The 23,041-nt window shown below is 67.3% G+C and carries 22 protein-coding genes and 3 pseudogenes; 20 read left to right on the top strand and 5 right to left on the bottom strand.

Going from position 1 to position 23,041, the window contains the following annotated elements:
- Nucleotides 1-280: 280 nt before the first annotated feature.
- A complete protein-coding gene (locus tag D5S19_RS29290; protein WP_120026608.1) occupies nucleotides 281-601 on the bottom strand; it encodes a hypothetical protein in 321 nt (106 codons plus the stop codon).
- A gap of 662 nt (nucleotides 602-1,263) precedes the next feature.
- On the opposite strand from D5S19_RS29290, the gene rpoB reads away from it, so the two are divergent.
- Both rpoB and D5S19_RS29300 read left to right on the top strand, forming a co-directional pair.
- Nucleotides 1,264-4,767 carry a DNA-directed RNA polymerase subunit beta gene (gene rpoB / locus D5S19_RS29295; RefSeq protein ID WP_098511633.1) on the top strand — a complete coding sequence of 1,168 codons (3,504 nt, stop codon included), beginning with the start codon at nucleotides 1,264-1,266 and terminating at the stop codon, nucleotides 4,765-4,767.
- A 156-nt stretch (nucleotides 4,768-4,923) separates the two neighbouring features.
- Nucleotides 4,924-8,832, top strand: coding sequence for a DNA-directed RNA polymerase subunit beta' (locus D5S19_RS29300; protein WP_120026609.1), 3,909 nt, complete (start codon nucleotides 4,924-4,926; stop codon nucleotides 8,830-8,832).
- 217 nt (nucleotides 8,833-9,049) lie between these two features.
- Here D5S19_RS29300 and D5S19_RS34265 read toward each other — a convergent pair.
- From D5S19_RS34265 to D5S19_RS29310, 4 genes and pseudogenes are all read right to left on the bottom strand, one after another.
- A pseudogene (locus tag D5S19_RS34265) lies at nucleotides 9,050-9,184 on the bottom strand (nitrilase-related carbon-nitrogen hydrolase); the annotation flags it as partial.
- Nucleotides 9,185-9,209: 25 nt separating this feature from the next.
- Nucleotides 9,210-9,449, bottom strand: a pseudogene (locus D5S19_RS34270) (nitrilase-related carbon-nitrogen hydrolase); the annotation flags it as partial.
- Between the two features lie 443 nt (nucleotides 9,450-9,892).
- The gene (locus D5S19_RS31830; protein WP_147397529.1) at nucleotides 9,893-10,138 is read right to left on the bottom strand and encodes a hypothetical protein; all 246 of its coding nucleotides are present in this window, start codon (nucleotides 10,136-10,138) and stop codon (nucleotides 9,893-9,895) included.
- Nucleotides 10,116-10,991, bottom strand: coding sequence for an MFS transporter (locus D5S19_RS29310; RefSeq protein ID WP_147397530.1), 876 nt, complete (start codon nucleotides 10,989-10,991; stop codon nucleotides 10,116-10,118). Before D5S19_RS29310 ends, D5S19_RS31830 begins: the two co-directional genes overlap by 23 nt.
- A gap of 106 nt (nucleotides 10,992-11,097) precedes the next feature.
- Between D5S19_RS29310 and D5S19_RS33660 the strand changes: the two are divergent.
- The 18 genes and pseudogenes from D5S19_RS33660 to rpsQ form a co-directional block, all read left to right on the top strand.
- Nucleotides 11,098-11,238 (top strand): annotated as a pseudogene (locus D5S19_RS33660) (LacI family DNA-binding transcriptional regulator); the annotation flags it as partial.
- A gap of 80 nt (nucleotides 11,239-11,318) precedes the next feature.
- Entirely contained in the window at nucleotides 11,319-12,023 is a 705-nt protein-coding gene (locus D5S19_RS29320; RefSeq protein WP_267901176.1) for a substrate-binding domain-containing protein, read from the top strand.
- A 173-nt stretch (nucleotides 12,024-12,196) separates the two neighbouring features.
- Nucleotides 12,197-12,349, top strand: coding sequence for a hypothetical protein (locus D5S19_RS32625; protein ID WP_199730768.1), 153 nt, complete (start codon nucleotides 12,197-12,199; stop codon nucleotides 12,347-12,349).
- 370 nt (nucleotides 12,350-12,719) lie between these two features.
- On the top strand, nucleotides 12,720-13,094 hold the full coding sequence (rpsL, locus tag D5S19_RS29325; RefSeq protein WP_003102113.1) for a 30S ribosomal protein S12: 375 nt from the start codon (nucleotides 12,720-12,722) through the stop codon (nucleotides 13,092-13,094).
- Nucleotides 13,094-13,564 (top strand): 30S ribosomal protein S7, encoded by a 471-nt coding sequence (gene rpsG, locus D5S19_RS29330; protein WP_007031033.1) that lies wholly within the window; start codon nucleotides 13,094-13,096, stop codon nucleotides 13,562-13,564. The genes rpsL and rpsG overlap by 1 nt, the downstream gene beginning before the upstream one ends.
- Before the next feature lie 63 nt (nucleotides 13,565-13,627).
- A complete protein-coding gene (fusA, locus tag D5S19_RS29335) occupies nucleotides 13,628-15,727 on the top strand; it encodes an elongation factor G (RefSeq protein WP_120026614.1) in 2,100 nt (699 codons plus the stop codon).
- Between the two features lie 165 nt (nucleotides 15,728-15,892).
- Nucleotides 15,893-17,086 carry an elongation factor Tu gene (gene tuf, locus D5S19_RS29340; protein ID WP_120026615.1) on the top strand — a complete coding sequence of 398 codons (1,194 nt, stop codon included), beginning with the start codon at nucleotides 15,893-15,895 and terminating at the stop codon, nucleotides 17,084-17,086.
- Between the two features lie 536 nt (nucleotides 17,087-17,622).
- A complete protein-coding gene (gene rpsJ / locus D5S19_RS29345; protein WP_098511615.1) occupies nucleotides 17,623-17,928 on the top strand; it encodes a 30S ribosomal protein S10 in 306 nt (101 codons plus the stop codon).
- Nucleotides 17,929-17,960: 32 nt separating this feature from the next.
- A complete protein-coding gene (gene rplC / locus D5S19_RS29350; RefSeq protein WP_120026616.1) occupies nucleotides 17,961-18,611 on the top strand; it encodes a 50S ribosomal protein L3 in 651 nt (216 codons plus the stop codon).
- 2 nt (nucleotides 18,612-18,613) lie between these two features.
- A complete protein-coding gene (gene rplD, locus D5S19_RS29355) occupies nucleotides 18,614-19,303 on the top strand; it encodes a 50S ribosomal protein L4 (RefSeq protein ID WP_120026617.1) in 690 nt (229 codons plus the stop codon).
- On the top strand, nucleotides 19,300-19,611 hold the full coding sequence (gene rplW / locus D5S19_RS29360; protein WP_098511610.1) for a 50S ribosomal protein L23: 312 nt from the start codon (nucleotides 19,300-19,302) through the stop codon (nucleotides 19,609-19,611). Before rplD ends, rplW begins: the two co-directional genes overlap by 4 nt.
- A gap of 15 nt (nucleotides 19,612-19,626) precedes the next feature.
- Nucleotides 19,627-20,460, top strand: coding sequence for a 50S ribosomal protein L2 (gene rplB, locus D5S19_RS29365; protein WP_120026618.1), 834 nt, complete (start codon nucleotides 19,627-19,629; stop codon nucleotides 20,458-20,460).
- Between the two features lie 18 nt (nucleotides 20,461-20,478).
- Nucleotides 20,479-20,760 carry a 30S ribosomal protein S19 gene (gene rpsS / locus D5S19_RS29370; protein WP_003102083.1) on the top strand — a complete coding sequence of 94 codons (282 nt, stop codon included), beginning with the start codon at nucleotides 20,479-20,481 and terminating at the stop codon, nucleotides 20,758-20,760.
- A gap of 31 nt (nucleotides 20,761-20,791) precedes the next feature.
- Nucleotides 20,792-21,214: a 50S ribosomal protein L22 gene (gene rplV / locus D5S19_RS29375; protein ID WP_120026619.1), complete on the top strand. Its 423-nt coding sequence runs from the start codon at nucleotides 20,792-20,794 to the stop codon at nucleotides 21,212-21,214.
- Nucleotides 21,214-22,056 carry a 30S ribosomal protein S3 gene (gene rpsC, locus D5S19_RS29380; protein WP_098511605.1) on the top strand — a complete coding sequence of 281 codons (843 nt, stop codon included), beginning with the start codon at nucleotides 21,214-21,216 and terminating at the stop codon, nucleotides 22,054-22,056. Before rplV ends, rpsC begins: the two co-directional genes overlap by 1 nt.
- A 3-nt stretch (nucleotides 22,057-22,059) precedes the next feature.
- Entirely contained in the window at nucleotides 22,060-22,476 is a 417-nt protein-coding gene (gene rplP, locus D5S19_RS29385; protein ID WP_098511603.1) for a 50S ribosomal protein L16, read from the top strand.
- Nucleotides 22,476-22,721, top strand: coding sequence for a 50S ribosomal protein L29 (gene rpmC, locus D5S19_RS29390; RefSeq protein WP_098511602.1), 246 nt, complete (start codon nucleotides 22,476-22,478; stop codon nucleotides 22,719-22,721). Before rplP ends, rpmC begins: the two co-directional genes overlap by 1 nt.
- Entirely contained in the window at nucleotides 22,718-22,996 is a 279-nt protein-coding gene (gene rpsQ / locus D5S19_RS29395; RefSeq protein ID WP_120026620.1) for a 30S ribosomal protein S17, read from the top strand. The genes rpmC and rpsQ overlap by 4 nt, the downstream gene beginning before the upstream one ends.
- The last annotated feature ends 45 nt before the right edge of the window (nucleotides 22,997-23,041 follow it).

Genomic DNA, 23,041 nt, shown 5'->3' on the forward strand with positions numbered 1-23,041 from the left:
CCCTTCACAGACTCAGAGTCCGTGAAGGGTCCCTTCACGGACCCGAAACCGGTCCGGCGCACGCCACGAGGTGGTCGCACACACACCTCCGCATCGCCCGCTGCCGGGCCCCCGACCAACTTTGCCGGGGCCCTGCCCGGTCCTCCGGGGACAAATCGTCCGGGTTCGTTTCGTATTTTCGCCGCAGCTTTTCGTGGCTCAACGGTACTTCGTCCGGCATTCCGTTCACCTTCCAGGCAAATGAATGGTCCAGTTTCCGTTTCCGCCGGCCGGGCGGCTGTCACCCGGAAGCTGCTGCCCGGCGTCCGGCGCGTGCGCCATCCGGTTCGGCCAGGTAGTGCGCCGGGGGAGTGCGGCACCGGCTCGTGGCCGCTGGGATGGGCGGCGTGTTCGGGTGGAGTCCCGTCCAGCCGGTCGGCAGTCTCGCCGGCTTCGCGTCCGGCTGCCCCGCGGCTTCGACGGCGGCCTTGTCCGCGCCGGTCGCGACGTCACCGGCGGCACCCGCAGCGCCGGTGACCGCGATGAGACCGATGTTCGCGACCAGCTTGCCGAACGCCTCCGCCGGATCGCGGCCCCAGCCGGACCCGACGATGCCCTTCAACAGGCCCCCAGGGTGTCGGCAAAGTCGGTGTAGAGGTCCGTGAAGGGACCCTTCACGGACTCTGAGTCTGTGAAGGGTCCCTTCACAGACCCGAAACCGGTCCGGCGCACGCCACGAGGTGGTCGCACACACACCTCCGCATCGCCCACTGCCGGGTCCCCGACCAACTTTGCCGACACCCTGAGGCCCCCCGGGGGGCTTCCGCAGGGCCGCCGGCTCCGCTCCGCGCCCCACGCGCCCGCCGGGCATCCCCGGTGGTCACCGGGACGAGCGTCCGCTCGGTCACCCTCTGCGGTACCCCCTGCGACGCTGCGCCAACGGGAGGGACCACAGTGTGGCATCTTGACTCTCGCGCGCCGTGGGTTCACGCTTACTGCCAACGGTTCCGGCCGGGAACGCGGCCCTTGCGGGAGGGGCGCGAAACCGGGGGATCCGGGAGGCTGGACGGTACTACCGGAAACGCCGCGCGACAGGCTGGGCCCCGTCGGGAGCGCCCCCTGGACAGACCGCGTCGTTCGGGCTAGACTGCCTCTTTGCGCTGCCCTCTTTCAGGCTGCCCGGAGCCGGTAGTTAGGATAGTGGGCACACGGCACCCCTGACAGTCCGCGACAGCTCTTGCCATCGCGGCTGCTCACCGCTCATTGTCCCCGGAAGGACGCATCTTGGCAGTCTCTCCCGCGAACCAGGCCACTGCTGCGACCACCTCGGCTGAACCCCGCTCGCAGGCCTCGGGCATTCCCGGAGCGCCCAAGCGGGTCTCCTTCGCAAAGATTCGCGAGCCACTTTCCACCCCCAACCTGCTGGACGTGCAGATTCAGTCGTTCCAGTGGTTCACCGGCGACGAGGCGTGGTTCGAGCGCCGCGTCAACGACGGTGAAGAGCACCCGGTCGGCGGTCTGGAAGAGGTCCTCAACGAGATCTCCCCGATCGAGGACTTCTCCGGTTCCATGTCGCTGTCCTTCTCCGCCCCGCGCTTCGACGAGGTCAAGGCCTCGATCGAGGAGTGCAAGGACAAGGACATGACCTACGCGGCGCCGCTGTTCGTGACCGCCGAGTTCGTCAACAACAACACCGGCGAGATCAAGAGCCAGACGGTCTTCCTCGGCGACTTCCCGGTGATGACGGACAAGGGCACCTTCATCATCAACGGCACCGAGCGGGTCGTCGTGTCCCAGCTGGTGCGTTCCCCGGGTGTGTACTTCGACCGCAGCGTCGACAAGACGACCGACAAGGACGTCTTCAGCGTGCGGGTCATCCCGAGCCGCGGCGCGTGGCTCGAGTTCGACGTGGACAAGCGCGACACCGTCGGCGTGCGCATCGACCGCAAGCGCCGCCAGCCGGTCACCGTGCTGCTGAAGGCGCTCGGCTGGAGCACCGAGGCGATCCGCGAGCGGTTCTCCTTCTCCGAGACGCTGCTGGCCACCCTGGAGAAGGACCACACCGCGGGCACCGACGAGGCGCTGCTGGACATCTACCGCAAGCTGCGCCCGGGTGAGCCGCCCACGAAGGAGAGCGCGCAGACGCTGCTGGAGAACCTGTTCTTCAAGCCGAAGCGCTACGACCTGGCCAAGGTCGGCCGCTACAAGACGAACAAGAAGCTCGGCCTCGACGCGCCGTACGACACCGGCACGCTGACCGAAGAGGACATCGTCTCGGCCATCGAGTACCTGGTCCGGCTGCACGCCGGCGAGGACAAGATGACCAGCTCCGCCGGCGTCGAGGTGCCGGTCGAGACCGACGACATCGACCACTTCGGCAACCGCCGCCTGCGTACCGTCGGCGAGCTGATCCAGAACCAGATCCGGGTCGGTCTCTCCCGCACCGAGCGCGTCGTGCGCGAGCGGATGACCACCCAGGACGTCGAGGCGATCACGCCGCAGACCCTGATCAACATCCGCCCGATCGGCGCGGCGATCAAGGAGTTCTTCGGCACCTCGCAGCTGTCGCAGTTCATGGACCAGAACAACCCGCTCTCCGGCCTGACGCACAAGCGGCGTCTGTCCGCGCTGGGCCCGGGTGGTCTGTCCCGTGAGCGCGCCGGCATGGAGGTCCGCGACGTCCACCCCTCGCACTACGGCCGGATGTGCCCGATCGAGACGCCGGAAGGCCCGAACATCGGCCTGATCGGCTCGCTCTGCTCCTACGCGCGGGTCAACCCGTTCGGTTTCATCGAGACCCCGTACCGCAAGGTGGTCGAGGGCCAGGTCACCGACCAGGTCGACTACCTGACCGCGGACGAGGAGGACCGGTTCGTCAAGGCGCAGGCCAACGCCCCGCTGACCGACGACGGCCACTTCGTGGAGTCGAAGGTGCTGGGCCGCCGCAAGGGTGGCGAGGTCGAGCTGATCGACCCGCTCGAGATCGACTACATGGACGTCTCGCCGCGGCAGATGGTCTCGGTCGCCACCGCGATGATCCCGTTCCTCGAGCACGACGACGCGAACCGCGCGCTGATGGGCGCGAACATGCAGCGTCAGGCGGTGCCGCTGCTGCGCAACCAGTCGCCGTACGTGGGCACCGGCGTGGAGCTGCGCGCCGCGGTCGACGCCGGGGACGTCCTGGTCGCCGAGCAGGCGGGCGTGGTCGAGGAGCTGTCCGCGGACATCATCACGATCATGCACGACGACGGCACCCGCAAGAGCTACGGACTGTACAAGTTCCGCCGCTCCAACCACGGCACCTGCTTCAACCACCGGCCGATCGTCAACGAGGGCGACCGGGTCGAGCAGGGCCAGGTCATCGCCGACGGCCCGTCCACCGAGAACGGTGAGATGGCACTCGGCAAGAACCTGCTCGTGGCGGTCATGCCGTGGGAGGGCCACAACTACGAGGACGCGATCATCCTCTCCGAGCGCCTGGTGCAGGACGACGTGCTCACGTCGATCCACATCGAGGAGCACGAGATCGACGCCCGCGACACCAAGCTGGGCGCCGAGGAGATCACCCGGGACATCCCGAACGTCTCCGAGGAGGTGCTGGCCGACCTCGACGAGCGCGGCATCATCCGGATCGGCGCCGAGGTCCGCGACGGCGACATCCTGGTCGGCAAGGTCACGCCGAAGGGCGAGACCGAGCTGACCCCGGAGGAGCGCCTGCTGCGCGCGATCTTCGGCGAGAAGGCCCGCGAGGTCCGCGACACCTCGCTGAAGGTGCCGCACGGCGAGACCGGCAAGGTCATCGGCATCCGGGTGTTCTCCCGCGAGGACGACGACGAGCTGCCCCCGGGCGTGAACGAGCTGGTCCGCGTCTACGTGGCGCAGAAGCGCAAGATCCAGCCGGGTGACAAGCTCGCCGGCCGGCACGGCAACAAGGGTGTCATCGGCAAGATCCTGCCGGTCGAGGACATGCCGTTCATGGAGGACGGTTCCCCGGTCGACATCATCCTCAACACCCACGGTGTGCCGCGCCGGATGAACATCGGCCAGATCCTGGAGCTGCACCTGGGCTGGCTGGCCTCGCAGGGCTGGACGATCGAGGGCAACCCGGACTGGGCGAAGAACCTTTCGCCCGAGCTCTACGACGTCGCGCCGAACACGAACACCGCCACCCCGGTGTTCGACGGCGCGAAGGAGGAGGAGCTGACCGGGCTGCTGGGCGCGACCAAGCCGAATCGCGACGGCGAGCGGATGGTCAAGGAGAACGGCAAGGCCACGCTGTTCGACGGCCGCTCCGGCGAGCCGTACCCGTACCCGGTGTCGGTCGGCTACATGTACATCCTGAAGCTGCACCACCTGGTCGACGACAAGATTCACGCCCGCTCCACCGGCCCGTACTCGATGATCACCCAGCAGCCGCTCGGTGGTAAGGCGCAGTTCGGTGGCCAGCGCTTCGGTGAGATGGAGTGCTGGGCGATGCAGGCCTACGGCGCGGCCTACACGCTGCAGGAACTGCTGACGATCAAGTCGGACGACGTGGTCGGCCGCGTCAAGGTGTACGAGGCGATCGTCAAGGGGGAGAACATCCCCGAGCCGGGCATCCCGGAGTCGTTCAAGGTGCTCCTCAAGGAGCTCCAGTCGCTGTGCCTCAACGTCGAGGTGCTCTCCAGCGACGGCGCGGCGATCGAGATGCGCGACTCCGACGACGAGGACCTCGAGCGCGCCGCGGCGAACCTCGGCATCAACCTGTCCCGCAACGAGTCGCCCAGCGTGGACGACGTCGTGCACTAGTCCGCCTCTCCGACATTTCCAAGTGTGGTCGCGTTGCGAATGACCGTCTCGCTGGGAGGGGTACCGTGCTCGATTTACGTCACGGTACCCCTGAGGTGCGGTTGGTTCCCGGGCCACCAAAAGCCTTAATCCTCAAGGGAAAGAGGGAAGGAAGACGTGTTAGACGTCAACTTCTTCGATGAACTTCGGATCGGTCTGGCCACGGCCGACGACATCCGTCAGTGGTCCTTCGGCGAGGTGAAGAAGCCGGAGACCATCAACTACCGGACGCTCAAGCCCGAGAAGGACGGCCTCTTCTGCGAGAAGATCTTCGGTCCGACCCGGGACTGGGAGTGCTACTGCGGCAAGTACAAGCGCGTCCGGTTCAAGGGCATCATCTGTGAGCGCTGCGGCGTCGAGGTGACCCGTGCCAAGGTGCGCCGCGAGCGGATGGGCCACATCGAGCTGGCCGCGCCGGTCACCCACATCTGGTACTTCAAGGGCGTGCCCTCCCGCCTGGGCTACCTGCTGGACCTGGCGCCCAAGGATCTCGAGAAGATCATCTACTTCGCGGCCTACGTGATCACCGGGGTGAACACCGAGCTGCGGCACAACGATCTGCCGACGCTGGAGAACGAGATCGGCGTCGAGCGCAAGAACCTCGAGACCAAGCGCGACACCGACATCGAGGCGCGTGCGCAGAAGCTGGAAGCCGACCTGGCCGAGCTGGAGGCCGAAGGCGCCAAGTCCGACGTGCGCCGCAAGGTCAAGGAGGGCGGCGAGCGTGAGATGCGCCAGCTGCGCGACCGGGCCGGCCGCGAGCTGGACCGTCTCGAAGAGGTCTGGACCACCTTCACCAAGCTCGACACCCGCCAGCTGATCGCCGACGAGCTGCTCTACCGCGAGCTGGTCGACCGCTACGGCGAGTACTTCACCGGCGGCATGGGCGCGGAGGCCATCCAGAAGCTGGCCACCGAGTTCGACGTGGCCGCAGAGGCGGACAACCTGCGCGACACCATCCGCAACGGCAAGGGCCAGAAGAAGCTGCGCGCGCTCAAGCGGCTCAAGGTGGTGGCCGCCTTCCAGGCGACCGGCAACGACCCGCGCGGCATGGTGCTGGACGCGGTCCCGGTGATCCCGCCGGACCTGCGCCCGATGGTGCAGCTCGACGGTGGCCGCTTCGCCACCTCGGACCTCAACGACCTGTACCGCCGGGTGATCAACCGGAACAACCGGCTCAAGCGGCTGATCGACCTCGGCGCGCCCGAGATCATCGTCAACAACGAGAAGCGGATGCTGCAGGAGGCCGTCGACGCGCTGTTCGACAACGGCCGCCGCGGGCGTCCGGTCACCGGTCCGGGCAACCGGCCGCTGAAGTCGCTGTCGGATCTGCTCAAGGGCAAGCAGGGCCGGTTCCGCCAGAACCTGCTCGGCAAGCGCGTGGACTACTCCGGCCGTTCGGTGATCATCGTCGGGCCGCAGCTGAAGCTGCACCAGTGCGGTCTTCCCAAGGACATGGCGCTGGAGCTGTTCAAGCCGTTCGTGATGAAGCGGCTGGTGGACCTCAACCACGCGCAGAACATCAAGTCCGCCAAGCGGATGGTGGAGCGTTCGCGCCCGCAGGTGTGGGACGTGCTGGAAGAGGTCATCACCGGCCACCCGGTGATGCTCAACCGGGCGCCGACCCTGCACCGGCTGGGTATCCAGGCCTTCGAGCCGCAGCTGGTGGAAGGCAAGGCCATCCAGCTGCACCCGCTGGTCTGTGAGGCGTTCAACGCGGACTTCGACGGTGACCAGATGGCGGTGCACCTGCCGCTGTCGGCCGAGGCGCAGGCCGAGGCGCGGATCCTGATGCTGTCGGCGAACAACATCCTCTCGCCGGCCTCGGGCCGTCCGCTGGCCATGCCGCGGCTGGACATGGTCACCGGGCTGTTCCACCTGACCCGGCTCAACGAGAACGCCGAGGGCGCGGGCAACGCGTACTCCTCGCCCGCCGAGGCGATCATGGCGTTCGACCGCAAGGCGCTGAGCCTGCACGCCCCGATCAAGATCCGGATCGCCGACCGGCAGCCGGCCAAGTCCGACGAGGCGCGGCTGGCGGAGGCGGGCTGGGAGCCGGGCCGGACCTGGCTGGCCGAGACGACCCTGGGCCGGGTGCTGTTCAACGACCTGCTGCCGGCGGACTACCCGTTCGTGAACGAGCCGATGCCGAAGAAGCGGCAGGCCGCGATCGTGAACGACCTCGCCGAGCGGTACTCGATGACGCAGGTCGCGCAGACCCTGGACAAGCTCAAGGACGCCGGTTTCTACTGGGCGACCCGCTCCGGGGTCACGGTGGCCATCTCGGACGTGCTGACCCCGGTCGGTAAGAAGGCCATTCTCGACGAGTACGAGGGCAAGGCCGACCAGGTCGAGAAGCGCTACCAGCGTGGTCAGCTCTCGCACACCGAGCGCAACAACGAGCTCGTCAAGGTGTGGACGCAGGCCACCGAAGAAGTGCACAAGATCATGGAGACGGCGCTGCCGGACGACAACCCGATCGCGATGATCGTGAAGTCCGGCGCGGCGGGCAACATGACGCAGGTCCGGTCGCTGGCCGGGATGCGTGGCCTGGTGTCGAACCCGAAGGGTGAGTACATCCCGCGGCCGATCAAGGCGAACTTCCGTGAGGGCCTGTCCGTGGCGGAGTACTTCATCGCCACGCACGGTGCGCGGAAGGGCCTGGCCGACACCGCGCTGCGGACCGCCGACTCGGGTTACCTGACCCGGCGTCTGGTGGACGTGTCGCAGGACGTCATCGTCCGCGAGGTCGACTGTGGCACCTCCCGCGGCATCAACATGCCGATCGGTGAGGAGTTCGGCGGCAAGGTCGTGCGCGACCAGCACGTGGAGACCAGTGTGTACGCGCGGAACCTCGCGACGGACGCGGTGGACGCCAAGGGCAACGTCGTGCTCAACGCGGGCGACGACATCGGTGACCCGGCGCTGGAGAAGCTGATCTCCAGCGGCATCACCAAGGTCAAGGTGCGCTCGGTGCTGACCTGCGAGTCGGCGGTCGGCGTGTGCGCGACCTGCTACGGCCGCTCGATGGCGACCGGCCAGCTGGTCGACGTCGGCGAGGCGGTCGGCATTGTCGCCGCCCAGTCGATCGGTGAGCCGGGTACGCAGCTGACGATGCGTACCTTCCACCAGGGTGGTGTCGCCGGTGACGACATCACGACCGGTCTGCCCCGGGTCACCGAGCTGTTCGAGGCCCGGGTGCCCAAGGGCAAGGCGCCGATCGCGGACGTGGACGGCCGCGTGCGGATCGAGGAGAGCGAGCGGTTCTGGAAGATCACCCTGATCCCGGACGACGGGTCGGAGGAGATCGTCTTCGACAAGCTGTCCAAGCGGCAGCGGCTGGCCAACACCCCGAACGGCCCGCTGGGCGACGGCGACCACGTCGCGGTCGGCCAGCAGCTGCTCGAAGGCACGCCGGACCCGCACGAGGTGCTGCGGGTCATGGGGCCGCGCGAGGCCCAGATGCACCTGACCGACGAGGTCCAGAAGGTGTACCGGGCGCAGGGTGTGTCGATCCACGACAAGCACATCGAGGTCATCGTGCGGCAGATGCTGCGCCGCGTGACGATCATCGACTCCGGGGCGACGGACTTCCTGCCGGGCGAGCTGCCCGAGCGCACGAAGTTCGAGGCCACGAACCGGGCCGCGGTCGCCGAGGGCGGCGATCCGGCCTCGGGCCGCCCGGTGCTGATGGGTATCACGAAGGCGTCGCTGACCACCGACTCCTGGCTGTCCGCGGCCTCCTTCCAGGAGACCACGCGCGTGCTGACCGACGCGGCCATCAACGGCCGCAGCGACAGGCTCGTGGGCCTCAAGGAGAACGTGATCATCGGTAAGCTGATCCCGGCCGGTACCGGGATCAACCGCTACCGCAACATCCAGGTGCAGCCGACCGAGGAGGCCCGGGTCGCGGCTTACGCGATCCCGTCCTACGACGACGGCTACTACACCCCGGATGTCTTCGGTTCCGGCACCGGCGCCGCGGTTCCGCTGGACGACTACGACTTCGGTCGCGACTTCCGCTGACCCCCGCGTAGCCAGCCGAGCAAGGGCCCTGGAATGCCTCCCGCGTTCCAGGGCCCTTCGCTGTTGTCACCCGAGGTTTCGACGCTGTGAAGGGACCCTTCACAGCCCTTGTCGCAGGATTCGTCCGTCGCGGGCGACGAAGGGGTGTTTCGAGGCCGGCGCCGGACAGTTCCGGCCGCCGCTTGGTCAGCAGGGGGAACGCTTCTCGGACCTGATCGACGAGATCGAGATCGATGGTCGTGGTGACGATCCCTTCGCCGTCCGACGCGATGGCCACCGGAACGCCCCACGGATCCACGATCATCGACCGCCCGACGAACGAGACACCGCTCGTCGCATCGATCCCGGTCATACCGGAGCCCACCCACGAACACCTGGTTCTCGGTCGCCCTGGCACGGAGCAGGAACTCCCAGTGGTCCAGGCGCGGGCTGAGGAATCCGGTTACGCACAAAATGATCCGGGCGCCCTTGAGTGCGAGCACGCGATAGACCTCCGGCCAGCGCAGATCCGCGCAGATCGAAATACCCAAGTGGTCCGAAGTCCGTCTCGAACACCGGCGGGTCGGATCCGGGGACGATATTGTCCGACTCCATGAACGGCTTCGGAATATCGGCACGACCGGGGGCGTCGCAAAGGTGGGTCTTGGAGTACGAACCCACAATCCCGTCCGGCGCGATGTTGTGGTATTTCCCGTCGATCAGGTGAACGAGGAGCCGACGATGTAGACCCCAGGTGGCGGGCGCGCTCCTGCAGCACCTGGACGCTCGGCCCTTCGACGGGCTCCGCGATGTCGCTGAAGTCCCCCTTCTCATAGGTGGCCAAGCCGGTGCCGGCCTCAGGGTCCCGGCAAAGTTGGTCGAGGACCCGTGATCAGCAGAGAGAGCCGTGGCTGCCCGACCGGTTCCGGGTCCGTGAGGGTGCCCCTGACGGACTCAGAGTCCGTGAAGGGGCCCTTCACAGCCCTCCGCAGCTGCGCAGGGCCCTCCACACCGACTTTGCCGACGCCCTGGGTGCCGGCCTTGTCTCCTTCGATCGGCTTGAACTGGACGCACCCGATGGTCAATTCGGGCGAGACTCTTCGTCGATCTGGTTCAGAGGAATGCCGGCGGTCTCTTTGAGGGAGAAGGTTACGATCAGCACCACTATCGCTACGCCGGTGATATAGAACGCAGGTGCCAGATTGTTCCCCGTCCGGGAGATCATCCAGGTGCTCAGGAACTGCCTCCGCCGGCGATCAGGAAGGCCGGGATCGGCATGATGATCACCAGGACCGTGCCGATCTTCAGGACCGGCTTCCTTCCCCATCGATCCGACAAATTAGCCGGATACGAGGGTCAAGATGAACACGACGACGAAGGAAATGCTGTTGGACAGCAGCGCGTTGTTCGAGGATATACCGACTTGCACCGTCCGGTAGCTGGACATATAGCCGCTGAGCATGTAGAAGTCCAGGCCGGAGAGGACCGCGATCGCGAAGGTGATGGAAAAGGGAGCGCGCGACCTTTTCTTGGGCGTGAGCTTCCTCGAAGACGGGCGATTCGTTGAGCCGGTGGCGCATGTACAGGCCGACGAGCGACAGGGCACCGCCGGGCAGGAAGGGGATCCGCCAGCCCCACGCTGTGAACGAGCCGGCGGTCATGACGTTCTGCAGCAGGAGAACGAACAGCGCCGCGAAGATCGGCGGGACGGCCGAGAATCCCGAGGTAAGGGCGATCAGGAAGCCGCGTCTTCGCGGATCGGAATACTCCGGCACCAGCGTGTTCGAGCCGATGAGTTCCGCGCCCGCCGAGAGCCCCTGGAGCAACCGGCAGACCAGCAACAGCACGGGTGCCCAGATGCCGATCATCGCGTAGGTGGGGAGAATGCCGACCCCGGCAGTCGCCGCACCCATTATCAGAATGATCATCGCCAGGACGTTGCGCCGGCCTCGGCGGTCGCCGATATGGCCGAACAGCACCCCGCCCAGTGGGCGCATCAAAAAGCCGGCTCCGTAGATGGCAAAGGTCGCCAGGAGGGCGGCAACCGGGTCGGTCGCGGGAAAAAACTGCTTGCCGATGGTGACCGCAAGATAGCCGTATACGACGAAGTCGTACCACTCGACGAACTGGCCGATCGCCGCCGAGCCGACGGCGCGCTTCCGCATTGAAACATCCGTCACAGCAAACCTCCTCGTTGAGCTTTGTCTCGAGCCGAGGCGCCGGGGTGGGGGCTGCGGCCGACTTGTCAAAACGTTTTGACGGGTACGGCAAGGTCGGTCCAGGTGGATGTCGAGACCCGCCTTGGAGACCGTCTCCGGTGAGGAGTTCGAGCAGGTGGGAAGCCCGACGCGACGTGGCCGGGTGACGATTCGTGATGTTGCCGAGCGTGCCAACGTCTCGGTCAGCACGGTTTCGCACGCGTTCTCCGGCCCAGGGACGCGATCGCGGGCTCGATCAGCGGAACCGAGACCATACGGCGCGATCGCGGTCCACGTGGTGGAGCGGAACTGCGCGCTGGTCCTCGCCGTCCTTCGGGGACGCGTCACTGCGCCAGGTCCAGGTCGACGGGGTACATCGTCGCCGGCCCTTACGGCAGCGGCCCGGTGGTCGACGAGCTGCTGGAGCGGGATCTTCCCACGGTGATGATCGAAGAGAACCCTGACCGGCCCGACCTGCCCTGGGTCGCCGCACTCGACCACGCGGACGGGATGACAAGAGTCCTCGACGGGCTCGAAGCGCGGGGCGCGCGCAACATTCTCGCGATCGTCGGCAAGGAGAACAACGCCTGGACCCGCTACTCCCGCGAAGTATTCCTTGACTGGAGCAAGCGGCGGGGGCGGTCGCCACTGGTCGAAGAACTCGACGAAGGCGAGGGCGTGCAGGGTGCGCGGCTTCTGGTGGAGCCGTATCTCGCCCGGCCGGATCGACCCGACGCGGTGGTCACCTCCGCGGGCCGCTTCGCCGCCGGTATCGCCGATATCGCACAGAAGCTCGGGCTGGGAATTCCGCAGGACTTGATGATCGCGTCGCTGCTCGACAGCGGCTACACCCGATCCCACCAGCCTGCGATCACGAGCCTGCAGGCCCCGATCGAGGAACTCGGCGGGCGGGCGGTCGCCCTCCTCTTCGATGAGCTGGACGGCCGGGCCCCCGCGCCTGATCAGGAGCCGCTCAAGGGGGTCATCGAGTGGCGCGCCTCGACCGGCCATTGATACCGGATTCTCCTCCGCGGTAAAGCTTTCTCGCGCGTGGTGTCCACTTCGGCCGGTGGCCGGGACCTCGGCGGGGTGTCCATTCCATCCGCTCATCCCGGGGAAGCACGTCCAGTCGTTTCACTGCCCGGTACCGTGCCTGCGGCAGGGGAAACCGAAACGAGGAGTGCGTCATGGACGGCAGTGCAAACGCCGAGCCGCAGGGGGAGACGAAGAGCGGGGGCAGCCACGCTGCGCCGGAAGGGGCCGGGGTGCACCCGTTGATCGACCTCTCCCGGGACCCGAACCCGGGGTACCCGGACCACGCGAAGCCGGACGAGGAATAGCCGGGGTACCCCTTGGTGTTCCGCTCCATGGACTCCCGCATGGATTTCCCGCGCGGCACCGCCGCACGGGCCCCCGATCCGGGGTTACGATGGCCGGTCGCCGCCGGTAGCGACCCCCGCCCGGACCCTGCGCGCAGTGGCCGGGTATCTTTGGAGACCGTGCCCGGCAGGCGTCGGGCCGCTCCGCGTGCCGTTGGGCATGAGCGGGGTGCTTGCGCACCCGGTTCACCGGCCTCGCCCACGTGGGGTTCCGACGGAAAATCCCTCCGGGAAGTTACCGGTCGAGAGACCGTGACACGGGCCGACACGCCCGACCGCGGGGGCCGGTGAAGACACGAAGAAAGCAAGATCGCGACAGAAAGCTGGTCCATTGCCCACGATCCAGCAGCTGGTCCGCAAGGGCCGCCAGGACAAGGCTGCCAAGCAGAAGACCGCGGCCCTCAAGGGGAGCCCGCAGCGTCGTGGCGTGTGCACCCGCGTGTACACCACGACCCCGAAGAAGCCGAACTCGGCCCTGCGCAAGGTTGCTCGTGTGAAGCTGACCAGCGGTATCGAGGTCACCGCGTACATCCCGGGTGAAGGCCACAACCTCCAGGAGCACTCGATGGTGCTCGTGCGCGGTGGCCGGGTCAAGGACCTGCCGGGTGTTCGCTACAAGATCATCCGCGGTTCGCTCGACACCCAGGGTGTGAAGAACCGCAAGCAGGCGCGCAGCCGGTACGGCGCGAAGAAGGAGAAGAGCTAATGCCTCGCAAGGGTCCCGCGCCGAAGCGGCCGCTGATCTCCGACCCCGTCTACGCCTCCCCGCTGGTCACCCAGCTGGTGAACAAGGTGCTCAAGGACGGCAAGCGGTCCCTGGCCGAGCGCATCGTCTACGGCGCGCTGGAAGGCGCCCGCGAGAAGACCGGCACCGACCCGGTCGTCACGCTCAAGCGCGCGCTCGACAACGTGAAGCCCACCATCGAGGTGAAGAGCCGCCGCGTCGGTGGTGCCACCTACCAGGTGCCGATCGAGGTCAAGCCCGGCCGCTCCACCACGCTGGCGCTGCGCTGGCTGGTCTCCTTCTCGCAGGCCCGCCGCGAGAAGACGATGATCGAGCGGCTGCAGAACGAGCTGCTGGACGCGAGCAACGGCCTTGGCGCCAGCGTCAAGCGCCGTGAGGACACGCACAAGATGGCCGAGTCGAACAAGGCCTTCGCGCACTACCGCTGGTGATGACCGCCCGGCTGCCGATGCAAGCCATGCCGGGCCCCACGCTTGAGACAGGGGAACATTCTCGTGGCACGTGACGTGCTGACCGACCTGAACAAGGTCCGCAACATCGGGATCATGGCGCACATCGACGCCGGCAAGACCACCACCACCGAGCGGATCCTGTTCTACACCGGGATCAACTACAAGCTCGGCGAAGTCCACGACGGCGCCGCCACCATGGACTGGATGGAGGAGGAGCAGAAGCGGGGGATCACCATCACCTCGGCTGCCACCACCACCTTCTGGGCCGACCACCAGATCAACCTGATCGACACCCCCGGGCACGTCGACTTCACCGTCGAGGTGGAGCGCAACCTGCGGGTGCTCGACGGCGCGGTCGCCGTGTTCGACGGCAAGGAAGGCGTCGAGCCGCAGTCCGAGCAGGTCTGGCGGCAGGCGGACAAGTACGACGTCCCGCGCATCTGCTTCGTCAACAAGATGGACAAGCTGGGTGCGGACTTCTACTACACCCTCAAGACCATCGAAGACCGGCTCGGGGTCAAGCCGCTGGCCATCCAGCTGCCGATCGGCGCCGAGAACGAGTTCGAGGGCGTCATCGACCTGGTCCGGATGAAGGCACTGGTCTGGAAGGGCGAGGTCCAGAAGGGCGAGGACTACGCCGTCGAGGACATCCCGGCCGACCTGGCCGACCGGGCCGCGGAGTACCGCGAGAAGCTGATCGAGGCCGTCGCCGAGACCGACGACGCGCTGATGGAGAAGTTCCTCGAGGGTGAGGAGCTGTCCGAGGCCGAGATCAAGTCCGGCATCCGCGAGCTCGTGATCACCCGTGCGGCGTTCCCGGTGCTGGCCGGTTCCGCGTTCAAGAACAAGGGCGTGCAGCCCATGCTCGACGCGGTCATCGACTACCTGCCCTCGCCGCTGGACGTGCCCGCCGTGGAGGGCCTGCTGCCCGACGGCGAGACCGCCGTCAGCCGCAAGGCCTCGGTGGACGAGCCGTTCGCGGCCCTGGCGTTCAAGATCGCCGCGCACCCGTTCTTCGGCAAGCTGACCTACATCCGGGTCTACTCGGGCAAGGTCGGCGCCGGCGCCCAGGTCGTCAACGCGACCAAGGAGCGCAAGGAGCGCATCGGGAAGATCTTCCAGATGCACTCCAACAAGGAGAACCCGGTCGACGACGCCCAGGTCGGCCACATCTACGCGGTCATCGGCCTGAAGGACACCACCACCGGGGACACCCTGGCCGACCCGCAGAACCCGATCGTGCTCGAGTCGATGACCTTCCCGGAGCCGGTCATCCGGGTGGCCATCGAGCCGAAGACGAAGGCCGACCAGGAGAAGCTCTCCCTGGCGATCCAGAAGCTGGCCGAGGAAGATCCCACGTTCCAGGTCAAGCTGGACGAGGAGACCGGCCAGACGATCATCGCCGGCATGGGCGAGCTGCACCTCGAGGTGCTGGTCAACCGGATGAAGTCCGACTACAAGGTCGAGGCGAACATCGGCAAGCCGCAGGTGGCCTACCGCGAGACGATCAAGAAGACGGTGGACAAGCTCGACTACGTCCACAAGAAGCAGACCGGTGGTTCCGGCCAGTTCGCGAAGGTCATCGTGAAGCTGGAGCCGCTCGAGCGCACCGACGGTGCCCTCTACGAGTTCGACAACAAGGTCACCGGTGGCCGCGTGCCGCGGGAGTACATCCCGTCGGTCGACGCGGGCGCCCAGGACGCCATGCAGTACGGCGTGCTGGCCGGCTACCCGCTCGTCGGGTTGAAGTTCACCTTGTTGGATGGCGCGTACCACGAGGTCGACTCTTCGGAAATGGCGTTCAAGATCGCCGGTTCGATGGCGATGAAGGAAGCCGCGAGGAAGGCCGGTCCGGTCATCCTCGAGCCGATGATGGCCGTCGAGGTCACGACTCCCGAGGACTACATGGGCGACGTGATCGGCGACCTCAACTCCCGCCGTGGCCAGATCCAGGCCATGGAGGAGCGCGCCGGTACCCGTGTCGTGAAGGCACTGGTCCCACTGTCGGAGATGTTCGGTTACGTCGGTGACCTGCGGTCCCGCACCCAGGGCCGGGCGAACTACTCCATGGTGTTCGACTCCTACGCCGAGGTTCCCGCGAACGTCGCGAAGGAAATCATCGCGAAGGCGACCGGAGAGTAATCCCCGGCCGCACGCGGGCACAGGAAAGCTCCTGAACGTCCGCAGCACCGACGAGAAATCCGCCGACGCAGGTCTTCCCGCGGAGGCGGCGTCAAACAGAGCGTCAGCCGGCAGCCACGTCGGCCGGCGCGCACCAAGCGAAATCCAGTCCAGGAGGACATTCCAGTGGCGAAGGCGAAGTTCGAGCGGAGCAAGCCGCACGTCAACATCGGCACCATCGGTCACGTCGACCACGGCAAGACCACGCTGACCGCGGCGATCACCAAGGTTCTGCACGACGCGTACCCGGAGCTGAACGAGGCCCGTGCGTTCGACCAGATCGACAACGCGCCGGAAGAGAAGCAGCGCGGTATTACGATCAACATCTCGCACGTCGAGTACCAGACCGAGAAGCGGCACTACGCCCACGTGGACGCTCCCGGTCACGCGGACTACATCAAGAACATGATCACCGGTGCCGCCCAGATGGACGGCGCGATCCTGGTGGTCGCCGCGACCGACGGCCCGATGCCGCAGACCCGCGAGCACGTGCTGCTCGCCCGTCAGGTCGGTGTGCCCTACATCGTCGTGGCGCTGAACAAGTCCGACATGGTCGACGACGAGGAAATCCTCGAGCTCGTCGAGCTTGAGGTCCGCGAGCTGCTGTCCTCGCAGGAGTTCCCGGGCGACGACGCGCCGGTCGTGCGCGTGTCCGGCCTCAAGGCGCTCGAGGGCGACGAGAAGTGGTCGAAGGCCGTGCTCGAGCTGATGCACGCCGTCGACGACAACGTGCCGGACCCGGTCCGCGAGCTGGACAAGCCGTTCCTGATGCCGATCGAGGACGTCTTCACCATCACCGGCCGCGGCACCGTGGTGACCGGTCGCGTCGAGCGCGGCGTCGTGAACGTCAACGAAGAGGTCGAGATCGTGGGTATCCGCGAGAAGTCGACCAAGACCACGGTCACCGGCGTCGAGATGTTCCGCAAGCTGCTCGACTCGGGCCAGGCGGGCGACAACGTCGGCCTCCTGCTGCGCGGTATCAAGCGCGAGGACGTCGAGCGCGGCCAGGTCGTGGTGAAGCCGAACACGACCACCCCGCACACCGACTTCGAGGGCCGGGTCTACATCCTGTCGAAGGACGAGGGTGGCCGTCACACCCCGTTCTTCAACAACTACCGCCCGCAGTTCTACTTCCGCACCACCGACGTGACCGGCGTGGTGACCCTCCCCGAGGGCACCGAGATGGTCATGCCGGGCGACAACACCGACATCACGGTCGCGCTGATCCAGCCGGTCGCGATGGACGAGGGTCTGCGGTTCGCCATCCGTGAGGGTGGCCGGACCGTCGGCGCGGGCCAGGTCACCAAGATCAACAAGTGATTCGGCGCCCTCGATGGGGTGAGCTGCGCTCGCCGACGGCGCGAGCCGTGATCGAGTGCTGGTGTTGTGTGGGGGCCGAGCCCCCACGCCCCAGCCGGGGGCTCGCCCCCGGACCCCCGGCGGTGGTTCGGCAGGGATGTCGGGTCGACCGCCGGGGGCTGATACACCCCCGGGTCAGGGGCGTCAAATCACGTGTGCGACACTAATCAGGTTGCTCGTTCCGGGGCGGCCGAACTCCCGTCGGTGTGAATCGGCAGGGGTTCCGGCCGCCCCCGCGCGAGTGGCCACGGTCCGTAGAGCTCTTCCTTCGGGTGCGGCTGGCGGGCACAGGCCAGTAGGGACGGCATGCCGGCCCGCGGCCTCCTCACGTTGAGGAAGACCAGGCAAGACGACGATCCTTAGGGATCCGTCTGTGCGGCGGGCGCGACACGCCCGACCGCGTGGACCGGGGACAGGGCCGTTGAACTGCTGAAACCCGGGCTCCGGCCCGGGTTGACGAGACAAAGCGGCACGAGACGACAAGGAACGCAGCCACTATGGCGGGACAGAAGATCCGCATTCGGCTCAAGGCCTACGACCACGAGGCGATCGACAGCTCCGCGCGCAAGATCGTGGAGACGGTCACGCGCACCGGCGCCCGGGTTCTCGGGCCGGTGCCGCTGCCCACCGAGAAGAACGTTTACTGCGTCATCCGCTCGCCGCACAAGTACAAGGACTCGCGCGAGCACTTCGAGATGCGCACGCACAAGCGTCTGATCGACATCCTCGACCCGACGCCGAAGACGGTGGACGCGCTCATGCGCATCGACCTCCCGGCGAGCGTCGACGTCAACATCCAGTAGAGCGCGGCGAGCGGCGGAGATAAGAGACTCTCATGTCTGACAGGCAGGTAAAGGGCATCCTGGGCACGAAGCTCGGCATGACCCAGGTCTTCGACGAGCAGAACCGGGTCGTCCCGGTGACTGTCGTGAAGGCCGGTCCGAACGTGGTCACCCAGGTTCGGACCCAGGACAAGGACGGCTACACGGCCGTGCAGCTGGCGTTCGGCGCGATCGACCCGCGCAAGGTGAACAAGCCGCGCACCGGCCACTACGACAAGGCGGGCGTGACCCCGCGGCGCTACCTCGCCGAGCTGCGCACCACCGACGCGGAGACCTACGAGGTCGGGCAGGAGATCACCGCCGAGGTGTTCGCCGCCGGTACCTCGGTCGACGTGACCGGTACCAGCAAGGGCAAGGGCTACGCCGGTGTCATGAAGCGCCACGGCTTCAAGGGCCAGGGCGCCAGCCACGGTGCGCAGGCCGTGCACCGCAAGCCGGGCTCGATCGGTGGCTGCGCCACCCCCGGCCGCGTGTTCAAGGGCCTGCGGATGGCGGGCCGGATGGGCAACGACCGGGTCACCACGCAGGGCCTGACCGTGCACGCGGTGCGTGCCGAGGACGGCCTGCTGCTGATCAAGGGCGCCGTGCCCGGTCCCAAGGGCGGCCTGCTGTTCGTGCGCAGCGCCGCGAAGGGTGGTAACTGAGAATGACCAGCGTCGAGCTGAAGACCCCGGCCGGTAAAGCCGACGGCACGCTCGAACTCCCTGCGGAGATCTTCGACGTGCAGGCCAACATCGCGCTGATGCACCAGGTCGTGGTGGCCCAGCAGGCCGCCGCGCGCCAGGGCACGCACGACACGAAGACCCGCGGCGAGGTCCGCGGCGGCGGCAAGAAGCCGTACCGGCAGAAGGGCACCGGCCGCGCGCGGCAGGGTTCGACCCGCGCCCCGCAGTTCACCGGTGGTGGCGTCGTGCACGGCCCCACGCCGCGCGACTACTCGCAGCGCACCCCGAAGAAGATGAAGGCCGCCGCGCTGCGCGGTGCCCTCTCCGACCGGGCGCGCGCCGGGCAGCTGCACGTCGTGACGGAACTGGTCACCGGCGAGAAGCCCTCGACCAAGTCCGCCAAGTCCGCGATCGCCGCCGTCACGCAGGCCACTCGCGTGCTCGTGGTGCTGCACCGCGGCGAGGAACTCGCCTGGGTGTCCGCGCGGAACCTGACCCACGTGCACCTGATCTGGGCCGACCAGCTCAACACCTACGACGTGCTCGTGAACGACGACGTCGTGTTCACCAGGGCCGCCTACGAAGCCTTTGTCGCCGGTCCCGTACGGGGCAAGGGTGCCAAGGCCGTGGCGCGCGAAAGCGAAGTTGCGGAAGGGAGTGACGACAAGTGAGCTCGATCGCCATTCCGGATCCCCGCGACATCCTGCTCGCGCCGGTCATCTCGGAGAAGTCCTACGGGCTGCTCGAGGACCACAAGTACACGTTCATCGTGCGTCCGGACGCCAACAAGACCCAGATCAAGATCGCGGTCGAGAAGGTGTTCGGCGTCAAGGTGGTCAGTGTCAACACGGCCAACCGGCAGGGCAAGCGGAAGCGGACTCGCGCCGGCTTCGGCAAGCGCAAGGACACCAAGCGCGCCATCGTGACTCTTTCGCCCGAGAGCAAGGCGATCGAGATCTTCGGCGGACCCACCGCGTAAAGGACTGAGCTGACAATGGGCATCCGCAAGTACAAGCCGACGACCCCGGGTCGTCGCGGTTCGAGCGTCTCGGACTTCGCCGAGATCACCCGGTCCACGCCGGAGAAGTCGCTGCTGCGTCCGCTGAGCGGTTCGGGCGGCCGGAACTCCTCGGGCAAGATCACCACCCGGCACAAGGGTGGCGGCCACAAGCGCGCCTACCGCGTGATCGACTTCCGTCGCCACGACAAGGACGGCGTGCCGGCCAAGGTCGCGCACATCGAGTACGACCCCAACCGCACCGCGCGCATAGCGCTGCTGCACTACGCCGACGGCGAGAAGCGCTACATCATCGCCCCGGACAAGCTGAAGCAGGGCGACCCGATCGAGAACGGTCCGCGCGCGGACATCAAGCCGGGCAACAACCTGCCGCTGCGCAACATCCCGGTCGGCACCGTGATCCACGCGATCGAGCTCCGCCCCGGCGGCGGCGCGAAGATCGCCCGGTCCGCCGGTGCGCGCGTGCAGCTCGTGGCCAAGGACGGGCCGTACGCCCAGCTGCGGATGCCTTCGGGCGAGATCCGCAACGTGGACGTGCGCAACCGCGCCACGATCGGTGAGGTCGGCAACTCCGAGCACGCCAACATCAACTGGGGCAAGGCGGGCCGCAACCGCTGGCGCGGCAAGCGCCCGACGGTCCGTGGTGTCGTGATGAACCCGGTCGACCACCCGCACGGTGGTGGTGAAGGGAAGACCTCCGGTGGTCGCCACCCGGTCAACCCGAACGGTAAGCCCGAGGGACGTACGCGCAAGCGCAAGCCGAGCGACGCCCTCATCGTCCGCCGCCGGCGTACCGGCAAGAAGCGCTGAGCAGGGAGGTAGAAGCACATGCCACGCAGCCTTAAGAAGGGCCCGTTCGTGGACGACCACCTGCTCAAGAAGGTGGACGCGCTGAACGAATCGGGCAAGAAGACCGTGATCAAGACCTGGTCGCGCCGCTCCACGATCATCCCCGACTTCCTCGGGCACACGATCGCGGTGCACGACGGCCGCAAGCACGTCCCGGTGTTCGTCACCGAGGCCATGGTGGGTCACAAGCTGGGCGAGTTCGCCCCGACGCGGACCTTCAAGGGTCACATCAAGGACGACCGCAAGTCGCGCCGCCGCTGAGCGGGCACGAGAAAAGACAAGGGAAGTAGCGATGAACGCCCAGAACGACGCGACCGTCGAGGCTGAACTGCCTACGGCGTACGCGCGGGCTCGCTTCGTCCGGGACTCGCCGATGAAGGTGCGCCGGGTGATCGAGCTCATCAAGGGACGTAGCGCCGCCGACGCCTTGGCCGTGCTCCGGTTCGCCCCGCAGGCGGCCAGCGAGCCGGTCGCGAAGGTGCTCGCCAGCGCCGTGGCCAACGCCGAGAACAACCTTCAGCTGGACCCGGACACCCTCTGGGTCAAGAACGCGTACGCCGACGAGGGCCCGACCCTCAAGCGCATCCGCCCGCGGGCCCAGGGCCGCGCGTACCGGATCCGCAAGCGGACCAGCCACATCACCGTCGAGGTCGAGGCCCGTCCGAAGGCCGACGTGAAGAAGGCGCAGAGCAAGAAGAAGGCAGGTGGCCGGTAGTGGGCCAGAAGATCAACCCGCACGGCTTCCGCCTGGGTATCACCACCGACTGGAAGTCGCGCTGGTACGCCGACAAGCAGTACGCGGAGTACGTGGCCGAGGATGTCAAGATCCGCAAGCTGCTCTCCACCGGTATGGAGCGCGCCGGCATCTCCAAGGTCGAGATCGAGCGCACCCGTGACCGCGTCCGCGTGGACATCCACACCGCCCGGCCGGGCATCGTCATCGGCCGTCGCGGCGCGGAGGCCGACCGGATCCGCGGCGCGCTGGAGAAGCTGACCAAGAAGCAGGTCCAGCTGAACATCCTCGAGGTGAAGAACCCCGAGTCCGACGCGCAGCTGGTCGCGCAGGGTGTCGCGGAGCAGCTGAGCAACCGTGTGGCGTTCCGCCGCGCGATGCGCAAGGCGATCCAGAGCTCCATGCGCTCCCCGCAGGTCAAGGGCATTCGCGTGCAGTGCGGCGGTCGTCTCGGCGGTGCCGAGATGTCCCGCTCCGAGCACTACCGCGACGGCCGGGTCCCGCTGCACACGCTGCGTGCCGACATCGACTACGGCTTCTTCGAGGCCAAGACGACGTTCGGCCGCATCGGCGTGAAGGTGTGGATCTACAAGGGTGAGCTGGTCGGTGGCCTCAAGGCCCGCGAGGCGCGCGACGCCGCTGCGGCAGCCGAGCGGGCCCCGCGCCGCGACCGTGGTGACCGCCCGTCCCGCCCGCGTCGTTCCGGTGCCTCCGGCACGACCCCGACCTCGACCGAGGCCGGGCGTGCGGCGGCCGCCGCCAAGAGCGACACCGCGACCGAGGCGGCCCCGGCCGCCGAGACCGCTGAAAAGACGGAGGGCTGAGACGTGCTCATCCCGCGCAAGGTCAAGCACCGGAAGCAGCACTCCCCGAAGCGCCACGGCGCCGCCAAGGGCGGTACGAAGGTCAGCTTCGGCGAGTTCGGCATCCAGGCGCTCGAGCACAGCTACGTGACGAACCGGCAGATCGAGTCCGCTCGTATCGCCATGACCCGTCACATCAAGCGTGGCGGCAAGGTGTGGACGACGATCTACCCGGACCGCCCGCTGACCAAGAAGCCCGCCGAGACCCGGATGGGTTCCGGTAAGGGTTCGCCGGAGTGGTGGATCGCCAACGTGAAGCCGGGCCGCGTGATGTTCGAGATCAGCTTCCCGAACGAGGAGACCGCCCGCGAGGCGCTCCGCCGCGCGATCCACAAGCTCCCCATGAAGTGCCGCATCGTGACCCGGGAAGGTGAGTTCTGATGGCCAGCGGAGCCGCACAGGCATCCGAGCTGCGTGAGCTCACCGCCGAAGAGCTCGTGCTGCGCCTGAAGGAGTACAAGGAGGAGCTGTTCAACCTCCGGTTCCAGATGGCCACCGGGCAGCTGGACAACAACCGTCGGCTGCGCACCGTCCGTTCGGACATCGCGCGGATCTACACGGTCATGCGTGAGCGTGAGCTCGGCCTGTCCGTGGCCCCCGACACCGAGAGTGAAGGTGCCGCATGAGCGAGCAGCCCACCGAGAAGGTCGCGCGCAACTACCGCAAGGTGCGCGAGGGCTACGTCGTCTCGGACAAGATGGACAAGACGATCGTGGTCGAGCTCGAGGACCGCAAGAAGCACCCGCGTTACGCGAAGGTTCTCCGCAGCACCACCAAGGTCAAGGTGCACGACGAGAACAACGAGGCGGGCGAGGGCGACCGGGTCAGCCTGATGGAGACCCGGCCGCTGTCGGCGACGAAGCGCTGGCGGCTGGTGCAGGTCGTGGAGAAGGCCAAGTAAGCAGGGCTCTTCGGGTTTTCCCGGGAGCTCTTGGTTCCGCAAGGC

Source organism: Amycolatopsis panacis (assembly GCF_003600245.1).
GTDB lineage: Bacteria > Actinomycetota > Actinomycetes > Mycobacteriales > Pseudonocardiaceae > Amycolatopsis > Amycolatopsis sulphurea.

Excerpts from the sequence above, each read along its gene's own strand:
- D5S19_RS32625 (WP_199730768.1), top strand. The coding sequence starts at position 12,197 with ATGGACGGCAGTGCAAACGCCGAGCCGCAGGGGGAGACGAAGAGCGGG.
- rpmC (WP_098511602.1), top strand. The coding sequence starts at position 22,476 with ATGGCCAGCGGAGCCGCACAGGCATCCGAGCTGCGTGAGCTCACCGCC.
- rpsJ (WP_098511615.1), top strand. The coding sequence starts at position 17,623 with ATGGCGGGACAGAAGATCCGCATTCGGCTCAAGGCCTACGACCACGAG.
- rpsS (WP_003102083.1), top strand. The coding sequence starts at position 20,479 with ATGCCACGCAGCCTTAAGAAGGGCCCGTTCGTGGACGACCACCTGCTC.
- rplC (WP_120026616.1), top strand. The coding sequence starts at position 17,961 with ATGTCTGACAGGCAGGTAAAGGGCATCCTGGGCACGAAGCTCGGCATG.
- rpsQ (WP_120026620.1), top strand. The coding sequence starts at position 22,718 with ATGAGCGAGCAGCCCACCGAGAAGGTCGCGCGCAACTACCGCAAGGTG.
- rplV (WP_120026619.1), top strand. The coding sequence starts at position 20,792 with ATGAACGCCCAGAACGACGCGACCGTCGAGGCTGAACTGCCTACGGCG.
- D5S19_RS31830 (WP_147397529.1), bottom strand. The coding sequence starts at position 10,138 with ATGGGGAAGGAAGCCGGTCCTGAAGATCGGCACGGTCCTGGTGATCAT.
- rpsG (WP_007031033.1), top strand. The coding sequence starts at position 13,094 with ATGCCTCGCAAGGGTCCCGCGCCGAAGCGGCCGCTGATCTCCGACCCC.
- rplD (WP_120026617.1), top strand. The coding sequence starts at position 18,614 with ATGACCAGCGTCGAGCTGAAGACCCCGGCCGGTAAAGCCGACGGCACG.
- rplB (WP_120026618.1), top strand. The coding sequence starts at position 19,627 with ATGGGCATCCGCAAGTACAAGCCGACGACCCCGGGTCGTCGCGGTTCG.